Annotated in this window: 24 protein-coding genes; 18 read left to right on the top strand and 6 right to left on the bottom strand. The window is 73.1% G+C overall.

Features of this window, described 5'->3' with window-relative positions:
• Nucleotide 1: 1 nt before the first annotated feature.
• The 3 genes from ABD990_RS14245 (at nt 2) to tatB (ending at nt 3,011) form a co-directional block, all read left to right on the top strand.
• Nucleotides 2-787, top strand: a complete 786-nt coding sequence (locus ABD990_RS14245; RefSeq protein WP_345380944.1) for a zf-HC2 domain-containing protein — start codon at nt 2-4, stop codon at nt 785-787.
• Nucleotides 788-856: 69 nt separating this feature from the next.
• The gene (locus tag ABD990_RS14240) at nt 857-2,554 is read left to right on the top strand and encodes a trypsin-like peptidase domain-containing protein (protein ID WP_345380943.1); all 1,698 of its coding nucleotides are present in this window, start codon (nt 857-859) and stop codon (nt 2,552-2,554) included.
• Between the two features lie 19 nt (nt 2,555-2,573).
• Nucleotides 2,574-3,011: a Sec-independent protein translocase protein TatB gene (gene tatB / locus ABD990_RS14235; RefSeq protein WP_345380942.1), complete on the top strand. Its 438-nt coding sequence runs from the start codon at nt 2,574-2,576 to the stop codon at nt 3,009-3,011.
• Nucleotides 3,012-3,155: 144 nt separating this feature from the next.
• On the opposite strand, the gene ABD990_RS14230 is transcribed toward tatB, so the two are convergent.
• The gene (locus ABD990_RS14230; RefSeq protein WP_345380941.1) at nt 3,156-4,550 is read right to left on the bottom strand and encodes an amidase; all 1,395 of its coding nucleotides are present in this window, start codon (nt 4,548-4,550) and stop codon (nt 3,156-3,158) included.
• Nucleotides 4,547-5,512, bottom strand: coding sequence for a D-2-hydroxyacid dehydrogenase (locus ABD990_RS14225; protein ID WP_345380939.1), 966 nt, complete (start codon nt 5,510-5,512; stop codon nt 4,547-4,549). The genes ABD990_RS14230 and ABD990_RS14225 overlap by 4 nt, the downstream gene beginning before the upstream one ends.
• Before the next feature lie 125 nt (nt 5,513-5,637).
• Here ABD990_RS14225 and ABD990_RS14220 point away from each other — a divergent pair, with 125 nt between their 5' ends.
• The 6 genes from ABD990_RS14220 (at nt 5,638) to ABD990_RS14195 (ending at nt 10,940) form a co-directional block, all read left to right on the top strand.
• Nucleotides 5,638-6,150 (top strand): DUF3830 family protein, encoded by a 513-nt coding sequence (locus ABD990_RS14220; protein ID WP_345380938.1) that lies wholly within the window; start codon nt 5,638-5,640, stop codon nt 6,148-6,150.
• 37 nt (nt 6,151-6,187) lie between these two features.
• Complete coding sequence (locus tag ABD990_RS14215) at nt 6,188-6,988, top strand: maleate cis-trans isomerase family protein (protein ID WP_345380937.1); 801 nt, start codon at nt 6,188-6,190, stop codon at nt 6,986-6,988.
• Between the two features lie 82 nt (nt 6,989-7,070).
• Nucleotides 7,071-7,820: a maleate cis-trans isomerase family protein gene (locus tag ABD990_RS14210; RefSeq protein WP_486362906.1), complete on the top strand. Its 750-nt coding sequence runs from the start codon at nt 7,071-7,073 to the stop codon at nt 7,818-7,820.
• Nucleotides 7,821-7,872: 52 nt separating this feature from the next.
• Nucleotides 7,873-8,550 (top strand): GntR family transcriptional regulator, encoded by a 678-nt coding sequence (locus ABD990_RS14205; protein WP_345380935.1) that lies wholly within the window; start codon nt 7,873-7,875, stop codon nt 8,548-8,550.
• A 132-nt stretch (nt 8,551-8,682) separates the two neighbouring features.
• Nucleotides 8,683-9,603: an AEC family transporter gene (locus tag ABD990_RS14200; protein WP_345380934.1), complete on the top strand. Its 921-nt coding sequence runs from the start codon at nt 8,683-8,685 to the stop codon at nt 9,601-9,603.
• An 83-nt stretch (nt 9,604-9,686) separates the two neighbouring features.
• Complete coding sequence (locus tag ABD990_RS14195) at nt 9,687-10,940, top strand: aspartate aminotransferase family protein (protein WP_345380933.1); 1,254 nt, start codon at nt 9,687-9,689, stop codon at nt 10,938-10,940.
• A gap of 75 nt (nt 10,941-11,015) precedes the next feature.
• Here ABD990_RS14195 and ABD990_RS14190 read toward each other — a convergent pair whose 3' ends face one another.
• Complete coding sequence (locus tag ABD990_RS14190; protein WP_345381021.1) at nt 11,016-12,161, bottom strand: Mrp/NBP35 family ATP-binding protein; 1,146 nt, start codon at nt 12,159-12,161, stop codon at nt 11,016-11,018.
• A 233-nt stretch (nt 12,162-12,394) separates the two neighbouring features.
• Here ABD990_RS14190 and ABD990_RS14185 point away from each other — a divergent pair, with 233 nt between their 5' ends.
• Entirely contained in the window at nt 12,395-12,808 is a 414-nt protein-coding gene (locus tag ABD990_RS14185) for a MarR family winged helix-turn-helix transcriptional regulator (protein WP_345381019.1), read from the top strand.
• On the opposite strand, the gene ABD990_RS14180 is transcribed toward ABD990_RS14185, so the two are convergent.
• Both ABD990_RS14180 and ABD990_RS14175 read right to left on the bottom strand, forming a co-directional pair.
• Nucleotides 12,809-13,363 carry a DUF1003 domain-containing protein gene (locus ABD990_RS14180; RefSeq protein WP_345380932.1) on the bottom strand — a complete coding sequence of 185 codons (555 nt, stop codon included), beginning with the start codon at nt 13,361-13,363 and terminating at the stop codon, nt 12,809-12,811. It abuts the gene before it with no gap.
• Nucleotides 13,356-14,675, bottom strand: a complete 1,320-nt coding sequence (locus ABD990_RS14175; RefSeq protein WP_345380931.1) for a magnesium transporter MgtE N-terminal domain-containing protein — start codon at nt 14,673-14,675, stop codon at nt 13,356-13,358. Before ABD990_RS14175 ends, ABD990_RS14180 begins: the two co-directional genes overlap by 8 nt.
• Before the next feature lie 131 nt (nt 14,676-14,806).
• Here ABD990_RS14175 and ABD990_RS14170 point away from each other — a divergent pair, with 131 nt between their 5' ends.
• The 3 genes from ABD990_RS14170 to ABD990_RS14160 all read left to right on the top strand — a co-directional run bounded on the left by ABD990_RS14170 (nt 14,807) and on the right by ABD990_RS14160 (nt 18,039).
• Nucleotides 14,807-15,679, top strand: a complete 873-nt coding sequence (locus ABD990_RS14170; RefSeq protein ID WP_345380930.1) for a PhzF family phenazine biosynthesis protein — start codon at nt 14,807-14,809, stop codon at nt 15,677-15,679.
• Between the two features lie 158 nt (nt 15,680-15,837).
• Nucleotides 15,838-16,809: an HpcH/HpaI aldolase/citrate lyase family protein gene (locus tag ABD990_RS14165; protein ID WP_345380929.1), complete on the top strand. Its 972-nt coding sequence runs from the start codon at nt 15,838-15,840 to the stop codon at nt 16,807-16,809.
• 36 nt (nt 16,810-16,845) lie between these two features.
• Nucleotides 16,846-18,039, top strand: a complete 1,194-nt coding sequence (locus ABD990_RS14160; RefSeq protein ID WP_345380928.1) for an acyl-CoA dehydrogenase family protein — start codon at nt 16,846-16,848, stop codon at nt 18,037-18,039.
• Nucleotides 18,040-18,096: 57 nt separating this feature from the next.
• Here ABD990_RS14160 and cds1 read toward each other — a convergent pair whose 3' ends face one another.
• On the bottom strand, nt 18,097-19,188 hold the full coding sequence (gene cds1 / locus ABD990_RS14155) for an L-cysteine desulfhydrase Cds1 (RefSeq protein WP_345380927.1): 1,092 nt from the start codon (nt 19,186-19,188) through the stop codon (nt 18,097-18,099).
• A gap of 147 nt (nt 19,189-19,335) precedes the next feature.
• Here cds1 and ABD990_RS14150 point away from each other — a divergent pair, with 147 nt between their 5' ends.
• The 5 genes from ABD990_RS14150 (at nt 19,336) to ABD990_RS14130 (ending at nt 24,509) form a co-directional block, all read left to right on the top strand.
• Nucleotides 19,336-19,857 (top strand): YflT domain-containing protein, encoded by a 522-nt coding sequence (locus ABD990_RS14150; protein ID WP_345380926.1) that lies wholly within the window; start codon nt 19,336-19,338, stop codon nt 19,855-19,857.
• Nucleotides 19,858-20,007: 150 nt separating this feature from the next.
• Nucleotides 20,008-21,450 (top strand): ABC transporter substrate-binding protein, encoded by a 1,443-nt coding sequence (locus ABD990_RS14145; protein WP_345380925.1) that lies wholly within the window; start codon nt 20,008-20,010, stop codon nt 21,448-21,450.
• The gene (locus tag ABD990_RS14140; protein WP_425569597.1) at nt 21,447-22,415 is read left to right on the top strand and encodes a carbohydrate ABC transporter permease; all 969 of its coding nucleotides are present in this window, start codon (nt 21,447-21,449) and stop codon (nt 22,413-22,415) included. Before ABD990_RS14145 ends, ABD990_RS14140 begins: the two co-directional genes overlap by 4 nt.
• A 62-nt stretch (nt 22,416-22,477) precedes the next feature.
• Nucleotides 22,478-23,305, top strand: coding sequence for a carbohydrate ABC transporter permease (locus ABD990_RS14135; protein WP_345381016.1), 828 nt, complete (start codon nt 22,478-22,480; stop codon nt 23,303-23,305).
• Nucleotides 23,306-23,309: 4 nt separating this feature from the next.
• Nucleotides 23,310-24,509 (top strand): ABC transporter ATP-binding protein, encoded by a 1,200-nt coding sequence (locus ABD990_RS14130; RefSeq protein ID WP_345380924.1) that lies wholly within the window; start codon nt 23,310-23,312, stop codon nt 24,507-24,509.
• Nucleotides 24,510-24,568: the final 59 nt, after the last annotated feature.

The following is a 24,568-nucleotide window of genomic DNA, read 5'->3' as shown; positions in this document are numbered from 1 at the left end:
CATGGCCGACGCGCGTCGGAGGTTCGGACGGAGCGCCCCGCACTGGGGTGTCGACCACCTGTCGCAGGACGCGGTGGTGGCCTTCGTCGACGACGAGCTCTCCGCCGCCGCGCACGACCGGGCCGCCGCCCACGTCGCCTCCTGCGGGGAGTGCGCCGCCGAGGTGGTCGCCCAGCGCCAGGTGCGGTCGGCCCTGCGCGCGGCCGACGAGCCGCACGTGCCCTCCTCCCTGCTCTCGATGCTGCGGGCCATCCCGCAGGAGGCCGAGCTGCCGCCCCCGCCGCCGGGGCTCGCCATGACCGCCGACGGCCAGCTGGTCTCCGTGCTGCGTCCGGAGCGGATGCCCGACGCGCCGGCCGCGTCGACGGCGCCGCCGGCCGCCTCGCCCGTCACCTCGGTCCGGCGCACCCCTGATCTCACCGGCCGCCTCGCCGGTCCCGCCGGGCTCGCGGGCGGGCACCTGCCGGCGCCGTCGCGCGGCCGGCGGCTGCGCGCGGGTGCGGCGGCCGCCTCGGGCCTCGCGCTCGGCGCACTCGCCTTCGGCGTGCTGCCCTCGGCCGCGGTGGCGCCCGGTGCCCCCGCCCAGCCGGAGCGCGGCGTGCTCGGCGGCAGCGTGCTGGGCGGTGGCCAGGAGGGTGCGGCCCGGCTCGACACGGGCGCGACCTTCCAGCCCGCGGCGGTCCGCAACGGCACCGACCCGACGGCCACCCCGGCGCCGACGTCCGCGCCGACGACCGCGCCGACGGTCCCGAGCGAGCCCCGCAGCGAGTCGCGCGCCGAGCGCTGATCCGGTCGGCGGCGTGGACCCGCCCGGCTACGCGGACTTCACCACCCGTCGGGCAGGCTGGTCGGCACCATGAGCGACGCGCAGGACCCCGCCGACGAGCGCGGGACGGACGGCGGGAGCCCGAGCCGGCCCGACTCCGCCGGGCCGGGTTCCGCCGGGCCGAGCGTCCCCGGGCCGAGCGTTCCCGGGCCGAGCGTTCCCGGGCCGAGCGTTCCCGGGCCGGGTTCCGCCGAGCCCGAGGCCGCCGTGCCCGAGGCCGTCGAGCCGCCGCGCGAGTCCCCGCCCCGGCTGCAGTCGCGGGGCCTGGACCGGCCCGCCGTCGACCCGGCCTCCGCCGAGGTCTTCGGCCGCCCCCGTGGCGTCGAGGGGGCGTTCGCCGACCGGGGCGCCACCAACGGGCACGTCCGCTCCACGCTCGCCCCGGCCCCGACCGCCGCGCTCGCCAGCGCCTTCGGGCGCCCCACGGCCGACGCGCCCAGGCTGCAGCGACCGCCCGTCGAGCGTGCCGAGCGCCCCGCGGACGACGACGCGTTCTGGCCCACCGGCGACCCGGGCGGCGTCGACGGTCGCGAGGACCCCTGGCGCCGCCCGGAGAGCCCGGTCGAGCTCGGTCCGCCGCCCTCCGGCGAGGCGGAGCCCGCGCCCGACCGCGGACCGGGGCCGCGGCTGAGCGTGCGGGAGGTCCTGTTCGGCCGCCGCGTCGAGCCGAGGGCGCTCGCGATCCTCGGCGTGCTCGCGCTGGTCATCGGCGCGCTCGGCGGGCTGGTCGGCCGGTACACCGCGGAGGGCGCGAACTCGCTCACCGAACCCGGCGCCACGCTCAGCACGACCACCGAGGGCAAGGAGCGGCCGCCCGGCTCGGTCGCGGACATCGCCGCCCGGGTGCTGCCCGCCGTCGTCTCGCTCGACATCAAGGTCGGCCAGCAGGGCGGCACCGGCTCCGGCGTCGTCATCGACCCGGCCGGTTACATCCTCACCAACAACCACGTCGTCGCCCCGGCGGCGGACGCGCAGGGCTCGACCATCCAGGCCGTCTTCAGCGACGGCAGCCGGGCACCGGCCGCGATCGTGGGCCGGGACCCGAAGACGGACCTCGCCGTGGTGAAAGTGCAGGTCATCAACCCGACGGTGGCGCAGTTCGGGTCGTCGGGCGCGCTCGCCGTCGGCGACGCGGTGATCGCGATCGGCTCCCCGCTCGGGCTGGCCGGGACCGTCACCACCGGCATCGTCAGCGCGCTCGACCGCCCGGTCCGGCTCGACGGCGAGGGCAACGACGTCGCCGTGATCGACGCCGTGCAGACGGACGCCGCGATCAACCCCGGCAACTCCGGCGGCGCGCTCGTGGACTCGACCGGCGCCGTCGTCGGGATCAACACGGCGATCCGCAGCCTGGGCGGGTCGTCGCAGTCCGAGGGCGGCTCGATCGGCCTCGGCTTCGCCATCCCGATCGAGACCGCGCGCACCATCGCCGAGGAGCTCATCCGCACCGGCCTGGTCACCCACGCCGACCTGGGCGTCAACGTCCGGTCGGTCACGGACGGGCAGGCGGACGGCGCGCAGGTGCAGAACGTCGTGGCCGGCGGGGCGGCCGCGGGCGCCGGGATCCTCGAGGGCGACGTGATCGTCAAGGTCGGCGACCGGGACATCGCGGGCGCCGACGAGCTGATCGTGGCGGTGCGCGAGAGGAACCCGGGCGACGTCGTCCCGATCCAGCTGGTGCGGGACGGGCGGCCGTTGACGGTCAACGCCACGCTGGCCTCGGACTGACACCGCGTAGGCTGAGCTCGTGTTCGACAGCGTCGGCTGGGGAGAGATCCTCGTCCTCGTCGTGGCCGGGCTGTTCATCCTCGGCCCGGAGCGGCTGCCGTCCGCGGCGGCGTGGCTGGGCAAGACCATCCGCCAGGTGCGCGAGTACGCCACCGGCGCGCAGACCAAGCTGCGGGACGAGCTGGGCCCGGAGTTCGACGAGCTCCGCAAGCCGATCGAGGACCTGCGCGGGCTGCGCAACTTCAACCCCCGCACCGCCGTGCGCCGCACCCTGTTCGAGGACGACCCGGACCCGCTGGGCATGAACGCCCTGCGGTCGACCGGCAGCAATGGCGCGAACGGCGCGAACGGGAGCGCCGGCACGAGCGAGACCGCGCCCGCGGCCCCACCGGCGGCCAGGCGGGTCGAGCGCCTCGCCCCGGACGAGCGCCCCCCGATCGACCCCGACGCCACCTGAGACACGTCAGGGAACCGCGACGCGCGAATTCAGCCGGGATATCGCGTCATGCGCCGTGATGCGCGATGTCGGGCTCCTGCCCGCATGAGGGAACCATGATGCTCAGGACAAATCTGAGATCGAGCATTGTGATTCCGTACTGCGTCACCTCAGCAGGGTGGGGCGCGCCTTGTGGTGCTCGGTGGCCTGCTCGAAGGCGTGGGCGGCGGCCAGCACCCGGCCGTCCGCGTGCCGCGGGCCGACGATCTGCAGGCCCACCGGGAGCCCGTCGGACGTGAACCCGCAGGGCACGCTCGCGGCGGGCTGCTGGGTCATGTTGAACGGGTAGGTGAACGGGGTCCAGCTCGTCCACCTGCCGGACCCGGACGGGGTCTCGAGGCCGCCCTCGAACGCCGGGATCGGCAACGTCGGGGTGAGCAGCAGGTCGTACTCGCGGTGGAAGCCGCCCATCAAGGAGCCCATGTCGTTACGGACCGCCATGGCGCCGAGGAAGTCCGTGGCCGAGTACGTCGCCCCGAGCTCGGCGATCTCCACGAGCGCCTGGTCCATCCGCGCCCGCTGCTCGGCGGAGTACGGCTCCAGGCACTTCGCCGCGCCCGCGAACCACAGCACGTGGAAGGGCTCCACGCAGTCGGCGAACCCGGGGTCCGCGCGCTCCACGGTCGCGCCGAGCCGCGCGAACACCTCGGCGGCCGTCTCGAAGGCGGACCGCACGTCCGGGTGCACGTCGACGTACCCCAGGGTCGGGCTGATCGCGATCCGCAGGCCCGCGACGCCCTCGGTGGCCTGCTCCGCGAAGGCGCGTGGCGGCGCGTCGAGCAGCCAGGGGTCGCGGGCGTCGAACCCGGCGATCACGTCCAGCAGCAGCGCGGCGTCCAGCGCCGTCCGGGTCATGGGCCCGACGTGCGCGAGGGTGCCGAAGGGGCTGCCGGGGTGGTGTGCGACGCGGCCGTAGGTCGACTTGTGCGCGACCGTGCCCGTGAACGCCGCGGGGATCCGGACCGACCCGCCCGCGTCCGTGCCGAGCGACAGCGCGCCCATCCCCAGCCCGACGGCCGCGGACGAGCCCCCGGACGAGCCGCCCGCGGTCTTCGTGGCGTCCCACGGGTTGGTGGTCACGCCCCACCGCGGCGAGTCCGTGACGCCCTTCCACGCGTACTCCGGCGTGGTCACCTTGCCGAGGAGCACGGCCCCGGCCTCGCGGACCCGCGCGACCGGCGGGCCGTCGACGTCGTACGGCTCGGGCGCCTCGGCCACCCACGAGCCGCGGGTGGTCGGCCAGCCCTTCGTGAGCAGGATGTCCTTGATCGAGGTCGGGACGCCGTCCAGCGGGCCGACGGGCTTCCCGGCCTTCCACCGCTCCGCCGACTCGCGGGCCGAGGTGAGCGCCGAGTCCGCGTCGACCAGCGTGTACGCGTTGACCTTCGCGTTGTGCTCCTCGATCCGGTCCAGCGCGTCCCGGGTGGCCTGGACCGGCGAGATCTCGCCCTTCTCGTACCCGGCGAGGAGCTCGGTGGCGGAGAGGTCGGCGGTGGTCATGCGGTGCCCTTCACGTATCCGAGGCGCTTGTCGACGACGTTGTGCAGCGGTTCGCCCGCCCGGTAGCGGTCGAGGTTGTCCAGGAACTGGTCCATCAGCATGCCCCGCCAGCCCACGACGTCGCCGGACATGTGCGGGGAGACGATCACGTTCTCCATGTCCCACAGCGGCGAGTCCGCGGGCAGCGGCTCGGTCTCGAACACGTCGAGCGCGGCGCCGGCGATCCGGCCGCCCTGCAGCGCCGCCACCAGGTCCGGCTCGACGACGAGGCCGCCGCGACCGACGTTGACCACCCGGGCGGTGTCCGGCAGCAGGTCCAGCGCGGCCTTGTCGAGCAGGCCGCGCGTGGCGTCGGTGAGCGGGGCGGCGAGCACGAGGACGTCCGCGGTGGGCAGGAGGCCGTGCAGCGCGTCGAAGGGGTGCACCCCCGCCGCGGCGCGGCGGCCGACCAGCTCGGTGCGCAGCCCGACGGCGCCGAGCATGTCCTCGATCGCGCGCCCGATCGGCCCGCTCCCGACCACGACGGCGGTGCGGCCGCGGACCGTGGACGTCTCGCGGTGCCGCCACTCCCGGCGCGCCTGCAGCCGCAGCGTGGTCGGCAGGTCCTTGGCGAAGGCGAGCACCACGCCGGTGACGTACTCGGCGATCGGCCGGTCGAAGACCCCTCGGGCGTTCGTGATCTGCGCCGGGTGCTCGAGGATCTCCGGGAACGTGACCTTGTCCACGCCCGCGCTCGCCGTGTGCACCCAGCGGACGGCGTCGGTCTCCGCCGCCCGCCAGGCCGCCGGGACGGCGGGCGAGAGGAAGTCCCAGACGAGCAGGACGTCGGCCCCTGAGAGCGCCCCGGCCAGATCGGACGGGCCGGCGAGACGGACCTCGGCGCCCTCCGCGCGCTCGAGGCCGGTCGGTGGGTCGTCTCCGGTCAGCACGGCGATGACGGGCTGACCTGCGGGAACGGGCACGCCGAAGATCCTTCCGGAAGCGGGGGAGGCGATTGACACGCTAGGAAGCGCTCGTATGATTGTCAACAATCCGCGTCTCGCCGTGGAGCTGTGATCTGCCCCCGACGCCGTATGAGGTGTGTGCGTTGCCCAAGTTCATCCGGATCAGCCTCGAGCGCCGCGGCGTGTCCTGCGTCGCCGAGCTGCTCGAGAAGGAGGCCCCGCGGACCACGGCGGCGGTGTGGGAGGCGCTGGCGGACGGCCCGCTGGGCGGCCCGGCGCAGCACGCGAAGTACGCCCGCAACGAGGTCTACTCGATCGTCCCGCGGTTCGGCCCGACCATCGGCCAGGAGAACCCGACGGTGACCCCGATCCCGGGCGACGTCTGCTACTTCGACTTCCACGGCGGCATGCTCGACGCCTCCTTCAAGGAGGACCAGGACATCGACCAGGCCGAAGGTGGGATCGACCTGGCCATCTTCTACGGCCGGAACAACCTGCTGCTCAACGGCGACGTGGGGTGGGTGCCCGGCAACGTCTACGCCACGATCGTGGAGAATCTGCCGGCGATGGCGGAGGCGTGCCACGACGTGTGGCGTTCCGGCAGCGTGGGGGAGCGGCTCGTGTACGAGCGGCTGCCCGAGGGTTCCTCCGAGTAGAGCACCTCTGCTCGGGGCGTTCGAGTGGAGTGGCACGATGCCCGCTGAACTCTCCGTCGGTCTCGTCGACCCGGAAATCGCACACGGTTCGGGCTCCGGGGACGACGAGTCCTCGGACGACGCACCCGGCGTCGGCGTCGTCGCTCCGTTCGACTTCGCCCTGGACCGCGAGCTGTGGCGCTGGGCGCCGGACGACGTCTCGCTGTACCTGACCCGGCTGCCGTTCTTCACCACGCCGGTCACGGTCGAGATGGCCGTGGCGGTCGGCGACCGGCGGGCGGTGCGCCGGGCGACCCGGGACGTGCTGACCCCGCGGCCCGGAGTGGTCGCGTTCGCGTGCACCTCGGGCAGCTTCGTCAGCGGTGTGACGGGGGAGTTCGTGCTCCGCCGCACGATGCTCGAGGCCGGCGCCCCCGAGGCGACGACGACGAGCGGCGCCCTGGTCGACGCGCTGCACCTGCTCGGGGTGCAGAACCTGGCCATCGCCACGCCGTACATCGCGGCGGTGACGGACCGGCTGGTCGGCTACCTCGCGGACAGCGGCGTCGCCACCGTCGCGAGCGAGGGGCTCGGGCTGCTCGGCAACATCTGGCGGGTCGGCTACGAGCAGGTCGTGTCGATCGTCAAGGCGGTCGACCGGCCGGAGGCCGACGCGCTGTTCATCAGCTGCACCAACCTGCCCACCTACGACATCATCGAGCCCCTCGAGCAGGCCCTCGGCAAGCCGGTGCTCACGGCGAACCAGGTCACGATGTGGTCCTCGCTGCGCGCGATCGGCCGGCAGGCCGTCGGCGGCGGGCGGCTGCTCGAGATCCCGCTGCACCGCTCGGTGGCGTGACCAGTCCGGGTCGGGCTTGTACGATTGTCGACAACCTGCCCGGCCCGACCCGCGAGGAACGCCCGTGACACCCACCGCCGCCGTGCCCCCGACCGTCGGGATCCTGTACCCGGGGTACTCCGCCGAGGACGACTACCCGCGCGCCGAGCAGCGGCTCGGCGACGGCAGCCGGCTCCCACTCGTGCACACCCTGATGCGGGAGGACGCCCACCGGGTGGACGCGCTGCTCGACATCGGGTCCGAGGACATCCTCGCGGACGGCGCCAAGGCCGTGGCCGCGCAGGCCGGGCCGCTGGACTCGATCGTCTGGGCCTGCACCTCCGGCTCCTTCGTGTTCGGCTGGGACGGGGCCGCGGCGCAGGTCAAGGCCCTGCAGGACGTGGCGCAGGTGCCGGCGTCGAGCACGTCGTTCGCGTTCGTCGACGCCTGCCGTCGGCTCGGGATCGACACGGTGGCGGTCGGCGCCACCTACCCGGGCGACGTGGCCGAGCGGTTCGGCGAGTTCCTCGGCAAGGCCGGCATCCGGGTCCTCACCCTCACCTCGCGCGGGATCATCACCGCCGCCGAGGTCGGGACCCTGACCGACGACGTCGTGCTGGACCTCGCCGCGGGCGTCGCCGGCGACCCGGCGGCCGCGGAGGCACAGGCGATCCTCATGCCCGACACCGCGCTGCACACGATCGACGTGCTCGACCGGCTCGACGAGCGGGTGGGCAAGCCCGTGCTGACCGCGAACCAGGTCAGCGTGTGGCAGGGGCTGCGGCTCGCCGGTGCCGACCGGGCGCGCGGCGGCCTGGGTGCGCTCTTCGCGGCCGGCCCGGAGGCGGGCTGAGGCCATGGCGGGTCGAGCGGCAGGGGCAGCGTCCGGTGGTCCCGAGATCCGGATGGGCGACCTGGAGCCCATCGACCGCCGGTCGACGGCGGCGATCGTGGCCGACCGCATCCGTGCGGCGATCATGCGCGGCACGTTCCCGCCCGGCACCCAGCTGGGCGAGGTCGACCTGGCTGCGAGGCTCGGGGTGAGCCGGGGGCCGCTGCGCGAGGCCATGCAGCGGCTCGTGGCCGAGGGGCTGCTGCGCAGCGAGCGGCACCGCGGGCTCTTCGTCCGCGACCTCGACGCCGCGGACGTCCGGGACGTCTACACCGCCCGCACGGCGGTCGAGCGGGCCGCCGCGCTGCTCCTGCTCGCCGAGCCCGACCGGGGCCCCGCAGTCGCGCGGCTCACCGCGGCGATCGCGGCGATGGAGGCCGCGGCGGCCGCGGGCGACGCGGTCGCGCTGGCCGACGCCGACCACGACTTCCACGCCGAGCTCGTGGCGGCGTCGGGCAGCCCGCGACTGCACCGGATGGCCCGGACGCTGTTGGTGGAGACGCGGATGTGCCTGGCCGCGCTGCAGCAGACCGCCCCGCCGCCGGAGGACCTGCTCGCCGAGCACCGCACGCTGCGGGACGCCCTCGCGGCCGGCGACGCCGACCTGATGACCCGGGTTCTCGAGGCCCACATGGCCGACGCCGTCTCGCGCATCGTCGACGTCGCACCGCCCCCGGCCCTGCCCGCCTGACCCCGTGAGCGGCGACTGCCCCCGGAGGAGCAGTTGCCCCTCACGACCGCGTGTGACCTGCGGCGGAAGACCTGCCGCTCAGCACGCCGGGGTCGTAGGGTCGGGCCACGTGACCGGCTTCCTCGCGCCCTCGTGACGGGCATCCTCGAAGGCTTCCTCGTCATCGGCGTGGTCATCGCCGTCGGCTACGGGATCGGCCGGGCCGGGGTGCTGGGCCCGTCCGCCACCCAGGTGCTCTCCCGCACCGCGTTCTTCGTCGCCTCGCCGGCGCTGCTGTTCGTGACGCTCGCGCGGGCGGACGTCGGGGCGGTGTTCTCCTCGGCGCTGGTCGTCACCGCGATCACCAGCACGCTCGCCTGCGCGCTGTACCTGCCGGTCGGGCTGGCGCGCCGGCGTCCGGCGGGGGAGACCGCGATCGGGTCCATGGCCAGCGGCTACGTCAACGCCGGCAACCTCGGCCTGCCGATCGCCACCTACGCCCTGGGCGACGCCGCCGCCGTCGCGCCGGTCCTGCTGTTCCAGCTCGCCGTGCTCACCCCGCTCTACACGACGGTGCTCGACGTGGTCTCGGGTGAACGCACCTCCTGGGTCCGCACCCTGACCGCGCCCCTGCGCAACCCGATCGCGATGGCGACCGCCGCCGGGCTCGTGGCCTCCGGCACCGGCTGGCTCCCGCCCGGGCCGGTGATGGCGCCGCTGCAGCTCATCGCCGATCTCGCGGTGCCCGGGATGCTGCTGGCCTTCGGGATCTCGCTTCGCGGGGCCGCGCGTCCGGGGACCGGGGACGTCGGGCCCTCGCTGTGGTGCGTGATGCTGCTGAAGAACCTGGTCCACCCGCTGCTCGCGCTCCTGATCGGCGGGCCGCTGCTCGGGCTGTCGGGCCCGGCGCTGACCGCCGTCGTGGTGTGCGCCGCGCTGCCCACCGCGCAGAACGTCTTCGGCTACGCGGTGCGGTTCGACGAGGGCGTGCGGCTGGGCCGCGACGCCGCGCTGACCACGACGATCGTCAGCGTGCCGGTGCTGGTCACGCTCGTCGGGCTGCTGTCGGCGTAGCGCCCCTTGCCGGGGTACGGTCCGGCATGGTTCCCTGAGATTGTCGACAACCCGACAATCATCGACTCGTGGAGCGGAGTTCCATGGCACAGCTGTCCCCGGTCCTCACCCAGGCCACGCCCGTCCAGGCAGCGCGCGGCGAGGGGGTCTACCTCTACGACACCGAGGGGCGCCGCTACCTGGACTTCACGGCCGGGATCGGCGTCACCTCGACGGGGCACTGCCACCCGAAGGTCGTCGCGGCGGCGCAGGAGCAGGTCGCCACGCTGATCCACGGCCAGTACACCACCGTGATGCACCAGCCGCTGCTGAAGCTGGCCGAGCGGCTCGGGGACGTGCTGCCGCCGGCGCTGGACAGCGTCTTCTTCCTCAACTCCGGCTCCGAGGCCGTGGAGGCGTCGGTCCGGCTCGCCCGGCACGCCACCGGCCGCCCGCTGATCCTGGCCTTCGACGGCGGCTTCCACGGCCGCACGATGGGCGCGGCCGCGCTCACCACCTCCGGCGCCAAGATCCGCTCCGGGATCGGGCCGATGATGGGCGGCACGGTGTTCGCGCCGTTCCCCTACGCCTACCGCTACGGCTGGAGCGAGGAGCAGGCCGTCGAGTTCGCGCTGGCCGAGCTCGACCGGCAGCTGGTCAGCACGGCCCCGGCGGCGGACGTCGCCGCGTTCCTCATCGAGCCGGTGCTCGGCGAGGGCGGCTACGTGCCCACCCCGCCGGCCTTCCTGCGCGGGCTGCGCGAGCGCGCCGACCGGCACGGCATCCTGCTGATCGCGGACGAGGTGCAGACCGGCTACGGCCGCACCGGGAAGTTCTGGGGTCACCAGCACGCCGAGGACCTCACCCCGGACATCCTGATCACCGCCAAGGGCCTGGCCAGCGGCTTCCCGCTGTCCGGCATCGCGGCCCCGCGCGAGCTGATGAGCAAGGCGCGCCCGGGTTCGCAGGGTGGCACCTACGGCGGCAACGCCGTGGCCTGCGCCGCCGCGCTCGCCACGCTCGACGTGGTGCAGGAGGAGGGCCTGGTCGAGAACGCCGCGGTCCAGGGCCGCCGGCTGCTCGACGGGCTGCGCGCCGCCACCGCGGACGTCAAGCAGGTCGGCGACGTCCGCGGCCTCGGCCTGATGGTCGCCGTCGAGTTCACCGCGCCCGACGGCTCGCCGGACGCCGCCACCGCCGGCAAGGCGCACGCGGCCGCGGCCGAGCAGGGCCTGCTGCTGCTGACCTGCGGCCCCTTCGGCAACGTCGTGCGGTTCATCCCGCCGCTGATCACCACCGCCGAGCAGGTCGACGAGGGCCTGGCGCTCTGGAGCAAGGCCCTCACCAGCGCGGCCTGACGCGGCGAGGACCTCGAACACGCGAACGGCGCTCTCGCTCACAAGATATGAGCGAGAGCGCCGTTCGCCGGTGGGTCAGCGCCGGACGGGGGAGAGGCCCAGGCTCATGCCGGCCAGGCCCCGCGAGCGGACCGTGAGCTTCTCGGCGATCCCGTTGAGGACCTGCGCCGCCGCCGTGTCCGGGCTGCGCAGGACGATCGGGGTGCCGGAGTCGCCGCACTCGCGCACCCCCGGCTCGAGCGGCACCTGGCCGAGCAGCGGGACCTGCGCGCCGAGGGCCTGGGTCAGCCGGTCGACGACGGTCTGGCCGCCGCCGGACCCGAAGACCTCCATCCGCGAGCCGTCGGGCATCTCCAGCCACGACATGTTCTCGACGACGCCGGCGATCCGCTGGCGGGTCTGCAGCGCGATCGAGCCCGCGCGCTCGGCCACCTCGGCCGCGGCCTGCTGCGGGGTGGTGACCACCAGCAGCTCGGCGTTCGGGATGAGCTGCGCGGTGGAGATCGCGATGTCGCCGGTGCCCGGGGGCAGGTCCAGCAGCAGGACGTCCAGGTCGCCCCAGAACACGTCCGCCAGGAACTGCTGCAGCGCGCGGTGCAGCATCGGGCCGCGCCACACGACGGGGGTGTTGTCGGCGACGAACATGCCGATCGAGATGACCTTCACGCCGTGCGCCTGCGGCGGCATGATCATGTTCTCGACCTTGGTCGGCCGGTCCGCCGCACCCAGCATCCGCGGGACCGAGTGCCCGTAGATGTCCGCGTCGACCACGCCGACGTGCAGGCCCTTCGCGGCCATCGCCGCGGCCAGGTTGACGGTGACCGAGGACTTGCCGACGCCGCCCTTGCCGGAGGCCACGCAGTACACGCGGGTCAGCGAGCCGGGCTGGGCGAAGGGGATCTCGGGCTCGTCGGAGTCGCCGCGCAGCTGGCGGCGCAGGGCGGTCCGCTGCTCGTCGCTCATCACGTCCAGCTCGACGCGGACCTCGCTCACCCCGGGCACCGCGGACACCGCCTCGGTCACGCGGCGGTCGATGGTCTCCCGCATCGGGCAGCCGGCGACCGTGAGGTAGACGCCCACCTGCGCGACGCCGTCGGGGGACACCGTGACGCCCTTGACCATGCCGATCTCGGTGATCGGTTTGCGGATCTCGGGGTCCTCGACCTTGCTCAGCGCGGCGCGGATCGCCTGCTCGACGGTCTCGGTGCTGGTGTTTCCCATGAGGGACATCTGGGTCTCCGCTGAACCTTCCTCGTCGACGAGTGCCGCGAGAGGGTCCACGGCCTGTCCCTTCCCATGCTACGTGCGGTCCCGTCCGCGCTCTCGCGTCCGTAGCATCTACGGACGTGACGGACATCGCCGAAGGGCGGGCCGGGACCACCGGCCTGCAGACCACGCGGTCCGCGCACGGGGGGAAGGACCGGTCGGCGCACGTCGTGCCCAGGCCGGAGGAGATGGCGGCGTGGCGGGCGTTCCTCAGGGCGCACGCCACGATCACCCGGGCGCTGGAGACCGAACTCGTCGCGGAGCAGGAGCTCTCGCTGGCGGCCTACGACGTGCTGGTGCAGCTCGCGGAGGCACCCGGGCGAAGACTCCGGATGACGGAGCTGGCCGACGCCGTGCTGCTCTCCCGGTCCGGGGTCACGCGGCTCGTCGACCGGCTCGAGCGGGCCGGGCTCGTGCGCCGGGCGCGGGTGGAGTCCGACGGGCGGGGGGTCACCGCCGGGCTCACCGCGGCGGGCCTCGACCGGCTGCGGACCGCCTCGCGCACCCACCTGCGCGGGGTGACCAGCCACTTCGCCCGCCGGCTCGACGCGGACGACCTGGCCGCGCTCGAGCGGATCTGCTCCCGGCTCGTCGTGACCTGATCAGCGGCGGCGGGCCGGCTTGGCGTCCCGTTTCTCGGGGCGCTTCTCGGTCCGCTTCTCCGGCTCGGCGCCGCGCACCGCGGCGTCGACAGTGGCCTCGAGGTTCTGGGTCAGCCGCTCCAGCTCGCCGCGCAGGTAGTCCCGGGTGGCGACCTCGCCGACCGCGAGCCGCAGCGCCGCGAGCTCGCGGGCGAGGTACTCGGTGTCCGCCTTGGTGCGCTCGGCGCGGCGGCGGTCCTCCTCCAGGGCGATCCGGTCCCGGTCGTCCTGCCGGTTCTGCGCGAGCAGGATCAGCGGTGCGGCGTACGCCGCCTGCGTCGAGAAGGCCAGGTTGAGCAGGATGAACGGGTACGGGTCCCACTGCAGCCGCCAGCTGACCAGGTTCAGCCCGATCCACACGAGCACGATCACGGTCTGGATGCCCAGGTAGCGGCCCGTGCCGAGGTACCGCGCGATGCGCTCGGCGGCGCTGGCGAACCCGTCCGGGTCGAACTCGAGCCTCCGCCGACCGAGCAGCGGCTGGTCGAGGCGGCGGCCGGTCTGCAGCTCAGGCATCGGCGGCTCCCGTCCGTCCGGACCCGGCGGGTCCCGTCCCGTTGCGTGCGAGCGCGCCGGCCCCGGGCTCGACGTGTCCGAGGGAGGGCTGGTCCCGCCAGCCCTCCGGGAGCAGGTGGTCGAGCAGGTCGTCGACGGTGACCGCGCCCAGCAGATGGTCCTCCGGGTCGACGACCGGGCCCGCCACCAGGTTGTACGTGGCGAAGTAGCGGGTGATCTCCTCGATCGGGGCGTCGGGCTCCAGCCGGGCGAGCTCGCTGTCGACCAGCCCCGCGACCAGCTCGAAGGGCGCCTCGCGCAGCAGCCGCTGGCTGTGTACGCAGCCCAGGTAGCGCCCGGTGGGTGTGGCGCTCGGCGGCCGGCAGACGAAGACCATGCTGGCCAGCGCCGGCGGTACGTCCGGGTTGCGCACGTGCGCGAGCGCCTCGGCGACGGTCGCGTCGGGCCGCAGCACGATCGGCTCCGGCGTCATGAGTCCGCCGGCGGTGCGCGTCTCGTACGTCATCAGCCGCCGGACGGGCTCGGACTCCTCGGGCTCCATCAGCGCGAGCAGCCGGCCCGCCTCCTCGTCGTCGAGCTCGCCGAGGAGGTCCGCGGCGTCGTCCGGGGACATGGCCTCGAGGACGTCCGCCGCCCGCTCGGAGTCCAGGTGCGCGAACAGCACGCGCTGGTCGTTCTCCGACAGCTCCTCGAACACGTCGGCCAGCCGCTCGTCGTCGAGCGAGTCGACGACCTCGCGCTGGCGCTTGCGGGGCAGCTCGGACAGCGCCGCGGCGACGTCGGCCGGGCGCATCGAGTCGAAGACGGCGAGGAGGCCCTCGGTGCCCTGCCGGTCGGACAGGGTGAGCCCCTGGACCGCGCTCCACGGCAGGACCTGCACGGGGCTGCGGCGACCCAGCCGCCGCGGTCCCGTGCGGAGGGCGAGCCGGCTCACCACCCAGTCCCGGCTGCGGGTCGGCTCGATCGCGGCGTCGACCACCACGGCGGGCTCACCGGACTCGCGGACCGCGACCGGCGCGTCGAGCATCTGCCCGAGCACGAGCGTCTCGTTGGGGCGCTGGTGGAAGCCGGAGAGGCTGACCGAACCGCTGGCCAGGGTGACCGCGGCCGGGTCGATGTCCGCCACCCGCAGCATCGGCACGAAGATGCGCCGCCGGCTGCCCAGCTCCACGACGAGGCCGAGGACCCGCGGCGGGGTGGCGTCGAGCCGCAGGGTGGCCACGACGTCCCGCATCTTGCCGATCCGTTCCCCGTCCGGCCCGAACACGGCGAGGCCCGCCATCCGTGCCACGAAGATCCGCGCCGCGCCCATGGGCACAGGGTAGGCCGTCACCCCAGGTGAGGCGGGGTCCGGACCGGAAGCGCCGGTCGCCGGGCACGGGCCGCGCGGGTGTCGTCGCCTCCGACGGGCCGGGGTCCCGCCGGCGGCCCTACTCTCGGCTCGTGCCGAGCCTCCGCTTCGACGTCGTGGACGTGTTCACCGACCGCCCCTACGCGGGCAACCCGCTCGCCGTGGTCCGCTGTGAGCAGCACGAGCCCTCCGGCGAGGCGATGCAGGCGATCGCCGCCGAGTTCCACCTCTCCGAGACGGTGTTCACGCTGCCCCCGACCACGTCGGAGGCGGACTACCGGGTCCGGATCTTCACCCCGGCCGTCGAGCTGCCCTTCGCCGGGCACCCGAGCGTCGGTGCCGCCTGGGCCCTCGCGCGCGACGGTGCGATCCGGCACGGCGACGTCGTGCAGGAGTGCGGGGCCGGGCTGCTCCCGGTGTCGGTCGACGCGGACGGCGCCCGGGTCGCGGGCGGGCGACCGGAGGTGGGCGACGACCTCGACGCCGCCCTGCTCGCCGCCGCGGCCGGGCTGACCCCGGACGACGTCGACGGGGCGGCCGCCCCGGGCGTCGCCGCGGCGGGCGTGCCGTTCGCGATCCTGCTCGTGCGACCGGACGCGGTGGCTCGCGCGACGCCGGACGCGGAGGGGGTGCGCGCGCAGACCGAGGGCCTGACCGGGCTCGTCGTCGCGAGCGTGTCCGGCGACGCCCGGCAGGTGCACCTGCGCATGTTCGGCGCCGGGGTCGGGGTGGACGAGGACCCCGCGACCGGCTCCGCCGCCGTCGCGCTCGGGGTGTTCCTCACCGACCGCGGGCTGCTGGCCCCCGAGGGGTCGTCCGCGTTCACGATCGCGCAGGGCGCCGAGATCGGCCGGCCCTCGACCCTGGACGTCGAGGTGCGTGCCGAGGACGGGCGGGCGGTGGCCACCACGGTGCGCGGCGGGGTGGTCCCGGTGTCGCGGGGCGAGCTCACCGCCCTGCCCTGAGGCCCCGCCCACCCCGACCGTCCGATCGGAGGGGGCGGTACCAGCGGGTAACCGCCGTCGACCTCCCGTGGGTGAGAAACCAATCACCTGACGGCGCGCTCGGCCCCGGGACGTGCCAGCATCCCTAGCGGCCCCGATCAGCGACGAGGAGTACGACAGTGACGTCCGAGAGCACCCGCCCGCTCCGCCCCCGCCGGTCCTGCCTGGCGGTGCCGGGCTCGAGCCAGAAGTTCATCGACAAGGCGCGGACGCTGGGCTCCGACCAGGTCTTCCTGGACCTCGAGGACGCCTGTGCCCCACTGGCCAAGCCGGGCGCCCGCAAGACGATCGTCGCGGCGCTGAACGAGGGCGGCTGGGGCGAGAAGGCCCGCGTGGTCCGGGTCAACGACTGGACCACCGAGTGGACCTACCGGGACGTCGTCGAGGTGGTCGAGGGCGCCGGGGCCAACCTCGACGCGATCATGCTGCCGAAGGTGCAGACGCCGCAGCAGGTCGTCGCGCTCGACCTGTTGATGACGCAGATCGAGAAGACCATGGGCTACGAGGTCGGGAAGATCGGCATCGAGGCGCAGATCGAGAACGCGCTGGGCCTCACGAACGTCAACGAGATCGCCACCGCGAGCCCGCGCGTCGAGACGATCATCTTCGGCCCGGCCGACTTCATGGCGTCGATCAACATGAAGTCCCTGGTCGTCGGAGAGCAGCCGCCCGGCTACGACGTGGGCGACGCCTACCACCACATCCTCATGTCCATCCTGATGGCGGCCCGCGCGCACGACAAGCAGGCCATCGACGGTCCCTACCTGCAGATCAAGGACGTCGACGGCTTCACGCGCGTCGCCGGCCGTTCCGCCGCCCTGGGCTTCGACGGCAAGTGGGTGCTGCACCCCGGCCAGATCGACGCGGCCAACGAGGTCTTCAGCCCCTCGCAGGAGGACTACGACCACGCCGAGAACATCCTCGACGCCTACGAGTGGTTCACCTCCGAGGCCGGCGGCAAGCGCGGCGCCGCGATGCTCGGCGACGAGATGATCGACGAGGCCTCCCGCAAGATGGCCCTGGTGGTCTCGGGCAAGGGCCGCGCCGCGGGTATGCAGCGCACGGACAAGTGGACCCCGCCGGAGGCGTGAGGGCCCGGTAGCGCACGACTTCAGCGAGGAGGAACCATGGCCCGCCTGGCCCAGACCGCCGGTCTCACGGACGTGCAGGAGGAGATCGTCTCCACCGTCCGCACGTTCGTGGACAAGGAGATCATCCCGCACGCCACCGCCCTCGAGCACGCGGACGCCTACCCGCAGGACATCGTCGACGGGATGAAGGAGATGGGGCTGTTCGGCCTCACCATCCCCGAGGAGTACGGCGGCCTGGGCGAGTCCCTGCTGACCTACGCCCTCGTCGTCGAGCAGATCGCCCGCGGGTGGATGAGCGTCTCCGGCGTGATCAACACTCACTTCATCGTGGCGTACATGCTGATGCACCACGGCACCGAGGAGCAGAAGCAGAAGTACCTGCCGAAGATGGCGCTGGGGGAGACCCGGGGCGCCTTCTCGATGTCCGAGCCGGACCTCGGCTCGGACGTGGCGGCGATCAAGACCCGTGCGAAGCAGGACGGGGACGACTACGTCATCGACGGCGCCAAGATGTGGCTGACCAACGGCGGCTCGTCGAACCTCGTCGCGCTGCTGGTGAAGACGGACCTCGGGCAGCCGAAGCCCTACCAGAACCTCACCACGTTCCTGGTGGAGAAGCCGTCGGGCTTCGGCGAGGTCGCGCCCGGGCTCACTATCCCCGGCAAGATCGACAAGATGGGGTACAAGGGCGTCGACACGACCGAGGCCGTGTTCTCCGGCTTCCGGATCCCGGGCGCGCAGATCCTCGGCGGCGAGCCCGGCAAGGGCTTCTCGCAGATGATGGACGGCGTCGAGGTCGGGCGGGTCAACGTCGCCGCCCGCGCCTGCGGCATCTCGATCCGGGCCTTCGAGCTGGCCGTGGAGTACGCGCAGCAGCGCAGCACCTTCGGCAAGCCGATCGCCGAGCACCAGGCCATCGCGTTCAAGCTCGCCGAGATGGGCACCAAGGTCGAGGCCGCGCACCTGATGATGGTCAACGCCGCCCGGCTCAAGGACCGCGGCGAGCGCAACGACGTCGAGGCCGGCATGGCGAAGCTGCTCGCCAGCGAGTACTGCGCCGAGGTCACCCAGGAGGCCTTCCGGATCCACGGCGGCTACGGGTACTCGAAGGAGTACGAGATCGAGCGGCTGATGCGCGAGGCGCCCTTCCTGCTGATCGGCGAGGGCACCTCCGAGATCCAGAAGACGATCATCTCCCGCGGCCTGCTCAAGGAGTACCGCTCCCGCTGAGCCCGCGTGAGACCCCCAGGGAGGCCCCGTCGCGATCCGGCGGGGCCTCCCGCGTTCTCAGAGGACGCCGGTCTCCAGGAACCGCTCGATCCGCTCGGTGTACGGGGCGAGGTCGAGGCCCTGGGCGGCGACCCAGTCGTCGTCGTAGTAGCTGTGGCGGTAGCGCTCGCCGCCGTCGCAGATCAGGGTGACCAGGCTCCCGCGCCTGCCCTCGGCGAGCATCCGCGCGACCAGGATGTACACGCCCCACAGGTTCGTCCCGGTGCTCCCGCCGGCGAAGCGCCCGGTGCGCTCGTGCAGGTGGCGCACGGCGGCGATGCTGGCCGCGTCGGGCACCGGGAGCATCAGGTCGATCACCCCGGGCACGAAGCTGGGCTCCATCCGCGGCCGGCCGATGCCCTCGATGCGGCCGGGCCTGCCGGTGGCGTAGTCCGGTGCGCCGCCGGCCCAGCCGGGGAGGAAGGCCGAGTTCTCGGGGTCGACGACGGCGAGCCGGGTCGGCAGTCGGCGGTAGCGCAGGTAGCGGCCGATCGTCGCCGACGTCCCGCCGGTGCCGGCGCCCACCACGATCCACTCCGGGACCGGGTACCGCTCCTGCGCGAGCTGGGCGACGATCGACTCGGCGATGTTGTTGTTCCCCCGCCAGTCCGTGGCCCGCTCCGCGTGCGTGAACTGGTCGAGGTAGTGTCCGCCGCACTCCGCGGCGAGCCGCTCGGCCTCGGCGTACACCTGCACCCCGTGCTCCACGAAGTGGCAGCGGCCACCCTGCCGCTCGATCAGCGCGATCTTCTCCGGGCTCGTGGAGCGTGGCATGACGGCCACGAACGGCACCCCGATCAGCCGGGCGAAGTACGCCTCGGACACCGCCGTGGAGCCCGAGCTGGCCTCGACGACCGTGGTGTGCGGTCCGATCCGCCCGCTCACCAGCGCGTACAGGAACAGCGACCGGGCCAGCCGGTGCTTGAGGCTGCCGGTCGGGTGCACCGACTCGTCCTTGAGGTAGACGTCGACGCCCCAGGCCGTCGGCAGGGGCAGCACGTGCAGATGGGTGTCCGCGGAGCGGTTCGCGTCCGCCTCCACCCGGCGCACCGCCTCGTCGACCCACGCCCGGTCCGGCGCGCCCTCGACCTCCACCGTCTCGAACTCCACGCCGCGACCGTAGCCACCGCCCCCGGTCCCGGCGGCGTGCCTCTATCGTGACCAGCGCGGAGGGCACTTCGGCGCGGTCCCGGTCGTTGACATCATGGGCACCGAGATGTCCGAGGTGTCCAGTCGGCCGTACCGAGGAGAGAGCCCGTGACCACCCCGTTCGGCGGCAGCGGTCAGCCCGCACCGGGCCTGCCCAACCTGCCCACCCCGCCCACCGGTTGGCCGGTCGGCTCCTACGCCACCTACGAGGAGGCGCAGCGGGCCGTCGACCACCTCGCCGACAGCGACTTCCCCGTGCGGGACGTGACGATCGTCGGCGTCGACCTGATGCTCGTCGAGCGGATCGTCGGGCGGCTGACGTGGGGGCGCGTGCTCCTCTCGGGCGCGGCGTCCGGCGCCTGGTTCGGTCTGTTCGTGGGCCTGCTGCTCAGCCTGTTCAGCACCGGGGGCGGCGGAGTCGTCCGGATCGTGGTCGCGCTGCTCGGCGGCATCGTGTTCGGCCTGGCCTTCGCGGCGGCCCAGTACTGGGGCACGCGCGGTCGCCGGGACTTCACCTCGGCCAGCCAGATGGTCGCCGGCCGGTACGACGTACTGTGCCAGCCGCGCAACGCGGAGAAGGCCCGCGAGCTGTTGGCGAAACTGGCGATGGGTACCGCCACCGGCGCCTGAGCGCAAGCCGGACTCCTCCGTTCGCGTCCATTTCGGCCTGATCGGGTCTCGGCTTGGTCACTGCCCCGATCTCCGATTGCGGGGTGCCCGCACCCGACATAGGTTTCCCGTACCGATCGCTCGTCGTGATCGGGGTCACACGACTGTGCGATGCTGCGCCGCCGAGTCCCGTACCGGCCGCCCGCGTCGTCGGAACGGGAGGCCGGGATGGGGCAGCCGCCGGGAGCGCGGGGCGGGAAGGCCGACGGGCCGCGCAGGAGGCGCGGGCGCCGCTGGGCCGCCGCCGGCAGCGCGGTGCTCGCCGCGGCGGTGCTCGCCGGGTGCGGGGCCGAGGCCGCCGGGCCGCCGACCCTGAACTTCTACACACCGGCGGACGGCGCCACCCAGTACGCCCAGGCGGCCGAGGACTGCACGACGGCCGCCGGCGGGCGGTACACGATCGCGCAGCAGACGCTCCCCAAGGGCGCGGACGACCAGCGCCTGCAGCTGGCCCGCCGGCTGGTGGCGGGTGACACCTCCGTCGACATCGTCGGCATCGACGTCACCTGGACCGCCGAGTTCGCCAAGGCCGGCTGGCTGGAGAAGTTCCCGCCGGCGGTGCGCAGCCAGGTCGAGCAGGGCACCCTCGCCGGTCCGCTCGAGACCGGCACCTACCAGGGCGACCTCTGGGCCGCCCCGCTGAACACCAACACCCAGATCCTCTGGTACCGCTCGGACCTCGTGCCCACGCCCCCGACGACGTGGGACGAGATGATCCAGATGTCCGAGGCGCTGCAGCAGCGCGGCCTGCCCTCCTACATCGAGGTCCAGGGCGCCCAGTACGAGGGCCTCACGGTCTGGTTCAACACGCTGGTCAACAGCGCCGGCAGCCAGATCGTCGACGAGAACGGCAAGGTCCTGATCGCCGAGCAGCCCGGCGCGGGCGACGCCGAGAGGGCCGCCGCGATCATGAAGCGGGTGGCGTCGTCGCCCGCCTCGGACCCGTCGCTCTCGGTGGCCAAGGAGAACGACGGCCGGCTCGCGATGGAGGCCGGCACCGCGGCGTTCCAGATCAACTACCCGTTCGTCTACGCCTCGATCAACACCCCGCCGCCGGACGGCGGCGGTGGCGGCACCTTCATCGACGAGCAGGGCAAGCCCGCCGCCACAGACACCGGGCGCCAGGTGGTCGACGTGTTCAAGTGGGCGCCGTACCCGTCGGTGAACCCGGGCGAGCCCGCCAGGGTCACCATCGGCGGGCTGAACCTGGGCGTGAGCAGCACCTCGCTGAACAAGGACCTGGCCTTCGAGGCCGTGCAGTGCCTGCGCAACCGGGAGAACCAGCTGCGCAACGCGGTCGACGGCGGTGTCCCGCCGACGCTCGAGGCCCTGTACTCGGACCCCTCCTTCCAGCAGGAGTACCCGGCCTGGCAGGCCATCAAGGAGTCGCTGGACAACGCGAGCGTGCGGCCCAAGACCCCGGCCTACCAGAGCATCTCGATCGTGATCTCGGACCTGCTCAACCCGCCCGCGGAGATCGACCCCGCCGCGGTGCCGGCCGAGCTCGCCGACCAGATCGTCCGCGCGCAGAACTCGGAAGGGCTGGTGCCGTGAGCATCGACAGCGGGGCCCCCGCGGCCGCGACCAGGGAACAGACCGAGCAGCAGGGCGGGGCGCACCGCCGGGGCAGGCCGGAGCTGTCCGAGGGCAAGAAGGCCGAGCGCCGCCTCGGGCTCCTGCTCTGCGCCCCCGCCGCGATCATCATGGTCGCGGTCACCGCCTACCCGATCGTCTACGCGATCTGGCTGTCGCTGCAGCGCTACGACCTGCGGTTCCCGGCCGAGCAGAGCTTCGCCGGGCTCTCCAACTACGCCGCCGTGCTCTCCAGCGAGTACTGGTGGCGCGCCTTCCTGGTCACGATGATCATCACGATCGTCTCGGTGGCGATCGAGTTCGTGCTCGGCCTGGCACTGGCGCTGGTCATGCACCGCACGATCGTCGGGCGCGGCCTGACCAGGACCGTCGTGCTCATCCCGTACGGCATCGTCACGGTCGTCGCGGCCTTCAGCTGGCAGTTCGCCTGGACGCCGGACAAGGGCTACCTGGCGGCGATGCTGCCCGAGGGCGCCGCGCCGCTGACCGGGCAGGTGTCGGCGATCCTGCTGATCATCCTGGCCGAGGTCTGGAAGACCACGCCGTTCATGGCGCTGCTGCTGATGGCCGGCCTCGCCCTCGTGCCGGACGACCTGCTCAAGGCCGCCCAGGTCGACGGCGCCGGCCCGTGGCAGCGGCTGACCCGGATCATCCTGCCGATGATGAAGCCGGCCATCCTGGTCGCGTTGCTGTTCCGCACGCTCGACGCCTTCCGCGTGTTCGACAACATCTACATCCTCACGCAGGGCTCCAACGGCACCGGCTCGGTGTCGATGCTGGGCTACGACAACCTGTTCAAGGCCTTCAACCTGGGCATCGGCTCGGCGATCAGCGTGCTGATCTTCATCGCCGTCGCGCTGATCGCGTTCCTGTTCATCAAGATCTTCGGCGCGGCGGCGCCCGGCTCGGACGAGGGGAAGCGCTGATGGCCACCGCAGTGGAGTCCCGGCCCGCCGCCCCGGCGAAGGGCACGTCCAAGGGCGCGGGCATGTCCGAGGGGCAGAAGAAGACCTGGTGGGCGGTCGCCGACCTGGTCGTGCTGCTCTACGCGCTGGTGCCGGTGCTGTGGATCCTGTCGCTGAGCTTCAAGACCACCGACACGATCACGGACGGGAACTTCTTCCCGCGCAGCTGGACGCTGGACAACTACGCGCAGATCTTCCAGATCGGGCTCTTCACGTCCGCCCTGGTCAACTCGATCGGCATCGCGCTGATCTCGACGGTGCTCGCCGTCGTCATCGGCACCATGGCGGCCTACGCCATCGCCCGCCTGGACTTCCCGGGCAAGAAGGTGCTGGTCGGCGTCTCGCTGCTGATCGCGATGTTCCCGCAGATCTCGCTGGTCAGTCCGCTGTTCGACATCTTCCGCGGGATCGGCATCTTCGACACCTGGCTCGGGCTGATCCTGCCGTACATCACCTTCGCGCTGCCGCTGGCGATCTACACGCTCTCCGCGTTCTTCCGGGAGATCCCGTGGGAGCTGGAGAAGGCGGCGAAGATGGACGGCGCCACGCCGCTGCAGGCCTTCCGCTCGGTCATCGTCCCGCTGGCCGCGCCGGGCGTGTTCACCACGGCGATCCTCGTGTTCATCTTCTGCTGGAACGACTTCCTGTTCGCGATCTCGCTGACCTCGACGAGCCGCTCGCAGACGGCGACGGTGGCGATCGCGAACTTCACCGGCGCCTCGCAGTTCGCCGAGCCGACCGGGTCGATCGCGGCCGCGGCCGTGCTGCTGACCATTCCGATCATCGTCTTCGTGCTGTTCTTCCAGCGCCGGATCGTCGCCGGGCTCACCTCCGGCGCAGTGAAGGGATAACCCGATGGCCGACATCGTCCTGGACCACGTGTACAAGCGGTACCCCGACGGCACCCTCGGCGCCGACGACGTCAACATCGAGATCGCCGACGGCGAGTTCATCATCCTCGTCGGCCCCTCCGGCTGCGGGAAGTCCACGACCCTCAACATGATCGCCGGGCTCGAGGACATCTCCGAGGGCGAGCTGCGCATCGGCGGCCAGCGCATGAACGAGCGCGCGCCGAAGGACCGCGACATCGCAATGGTGTTCCAGTCCTACGCGCTCTACCCGCACATGACGGTGCGGGAGAACATGGCCTTCCCGCTCAAGCTGGCCAAGGTCGACAAGGCGGAGATCGACCGCAAGGTCACGGACGCGGCGAAGATCCTCGACCTCACCCAGCACCTGGACCGCAAGCCCGCGAACATGTCCGGCGGCCAGCGGCAGCGCGTCGCGATGGGCCGCGCGATCGTCCGCAGCCCCAAGGCCTTCCTCATGGACGAGCCGCTGTCGAACCTCGACGCCAAGCTTCGCGTGCAGATGCGGACGATGGTCTCCAAGCTGCAGCAGCGCCTGGAGACGACCACGGTCTACGTCACGCACGACCAGACCGAGGCCATGACGCTCGGGGACCGGATCGTCGTCATGCGCAGCGGCGTGGTGCAGCAGATCGGCTCGCCGCAGCACCTCTACGACCACCCCGCCAACCTGTTCGTCGCCGGGTTCATCGGCTCGCCGGCCATGAACTTCCTGCCCGCGCGGCTGGAGAACAACTCGCTCCGCACGGCGCTGGGCGATCTGGCGCTCTCCGACCAGCTGCGCCAGACGCTGTCCGCGTCGGGGGCGGAGCGGGACGTGATCGTCGGGATCCGGCCGGAGCACTTCGAGGACGCCTCCCTGATCGACGAGGGCGTCCGCCACCAGGGCTCCACCTTCAACGCCCAGGTGGACGTCCTGGAGTCGATGGGCTCGGACAAGTTCGCCTACTTCACGATCGAGGAGCAGGCGACCTCGGACGAGCTCGCCGAGCTGGCCGCCGACGCGGGGACCGCGGACGTCCCGGGCGGCGACGGGGGCTCGCTGGTCACCCGGCTCTCCGCCGCCTCGGGTGCCCGCGAGGGCCAGGCCGTCGACGTGTGGGTGGACACCTCCAAGCTGCAGGTCTTCGACCCCAGGACGGGCCGGAACCTGACGGCGAGCGAGGCCGCCCCCGCCACCGTCTGACCCTCGGTTCCGCGGGTCGGGAGATCCTGCAGCGCGAGTCGCGCGTTGCACGAGCTCCC

Origin of the sequence: Pseudonocardia yuanmonensis, from assembly GCF_039542425.1 — a bacterium.
Taxonomy (GTDB): Bacteria; Actinomycetota; Actinomycetes; order Mycobacteriales; family Pseudonocardiaceae; genus Pseudonocardia; species Pseudonocardia yuanmonensis.
This window is presented reverse-complemented; position numbering and strand designations above follow the sequence as displayed.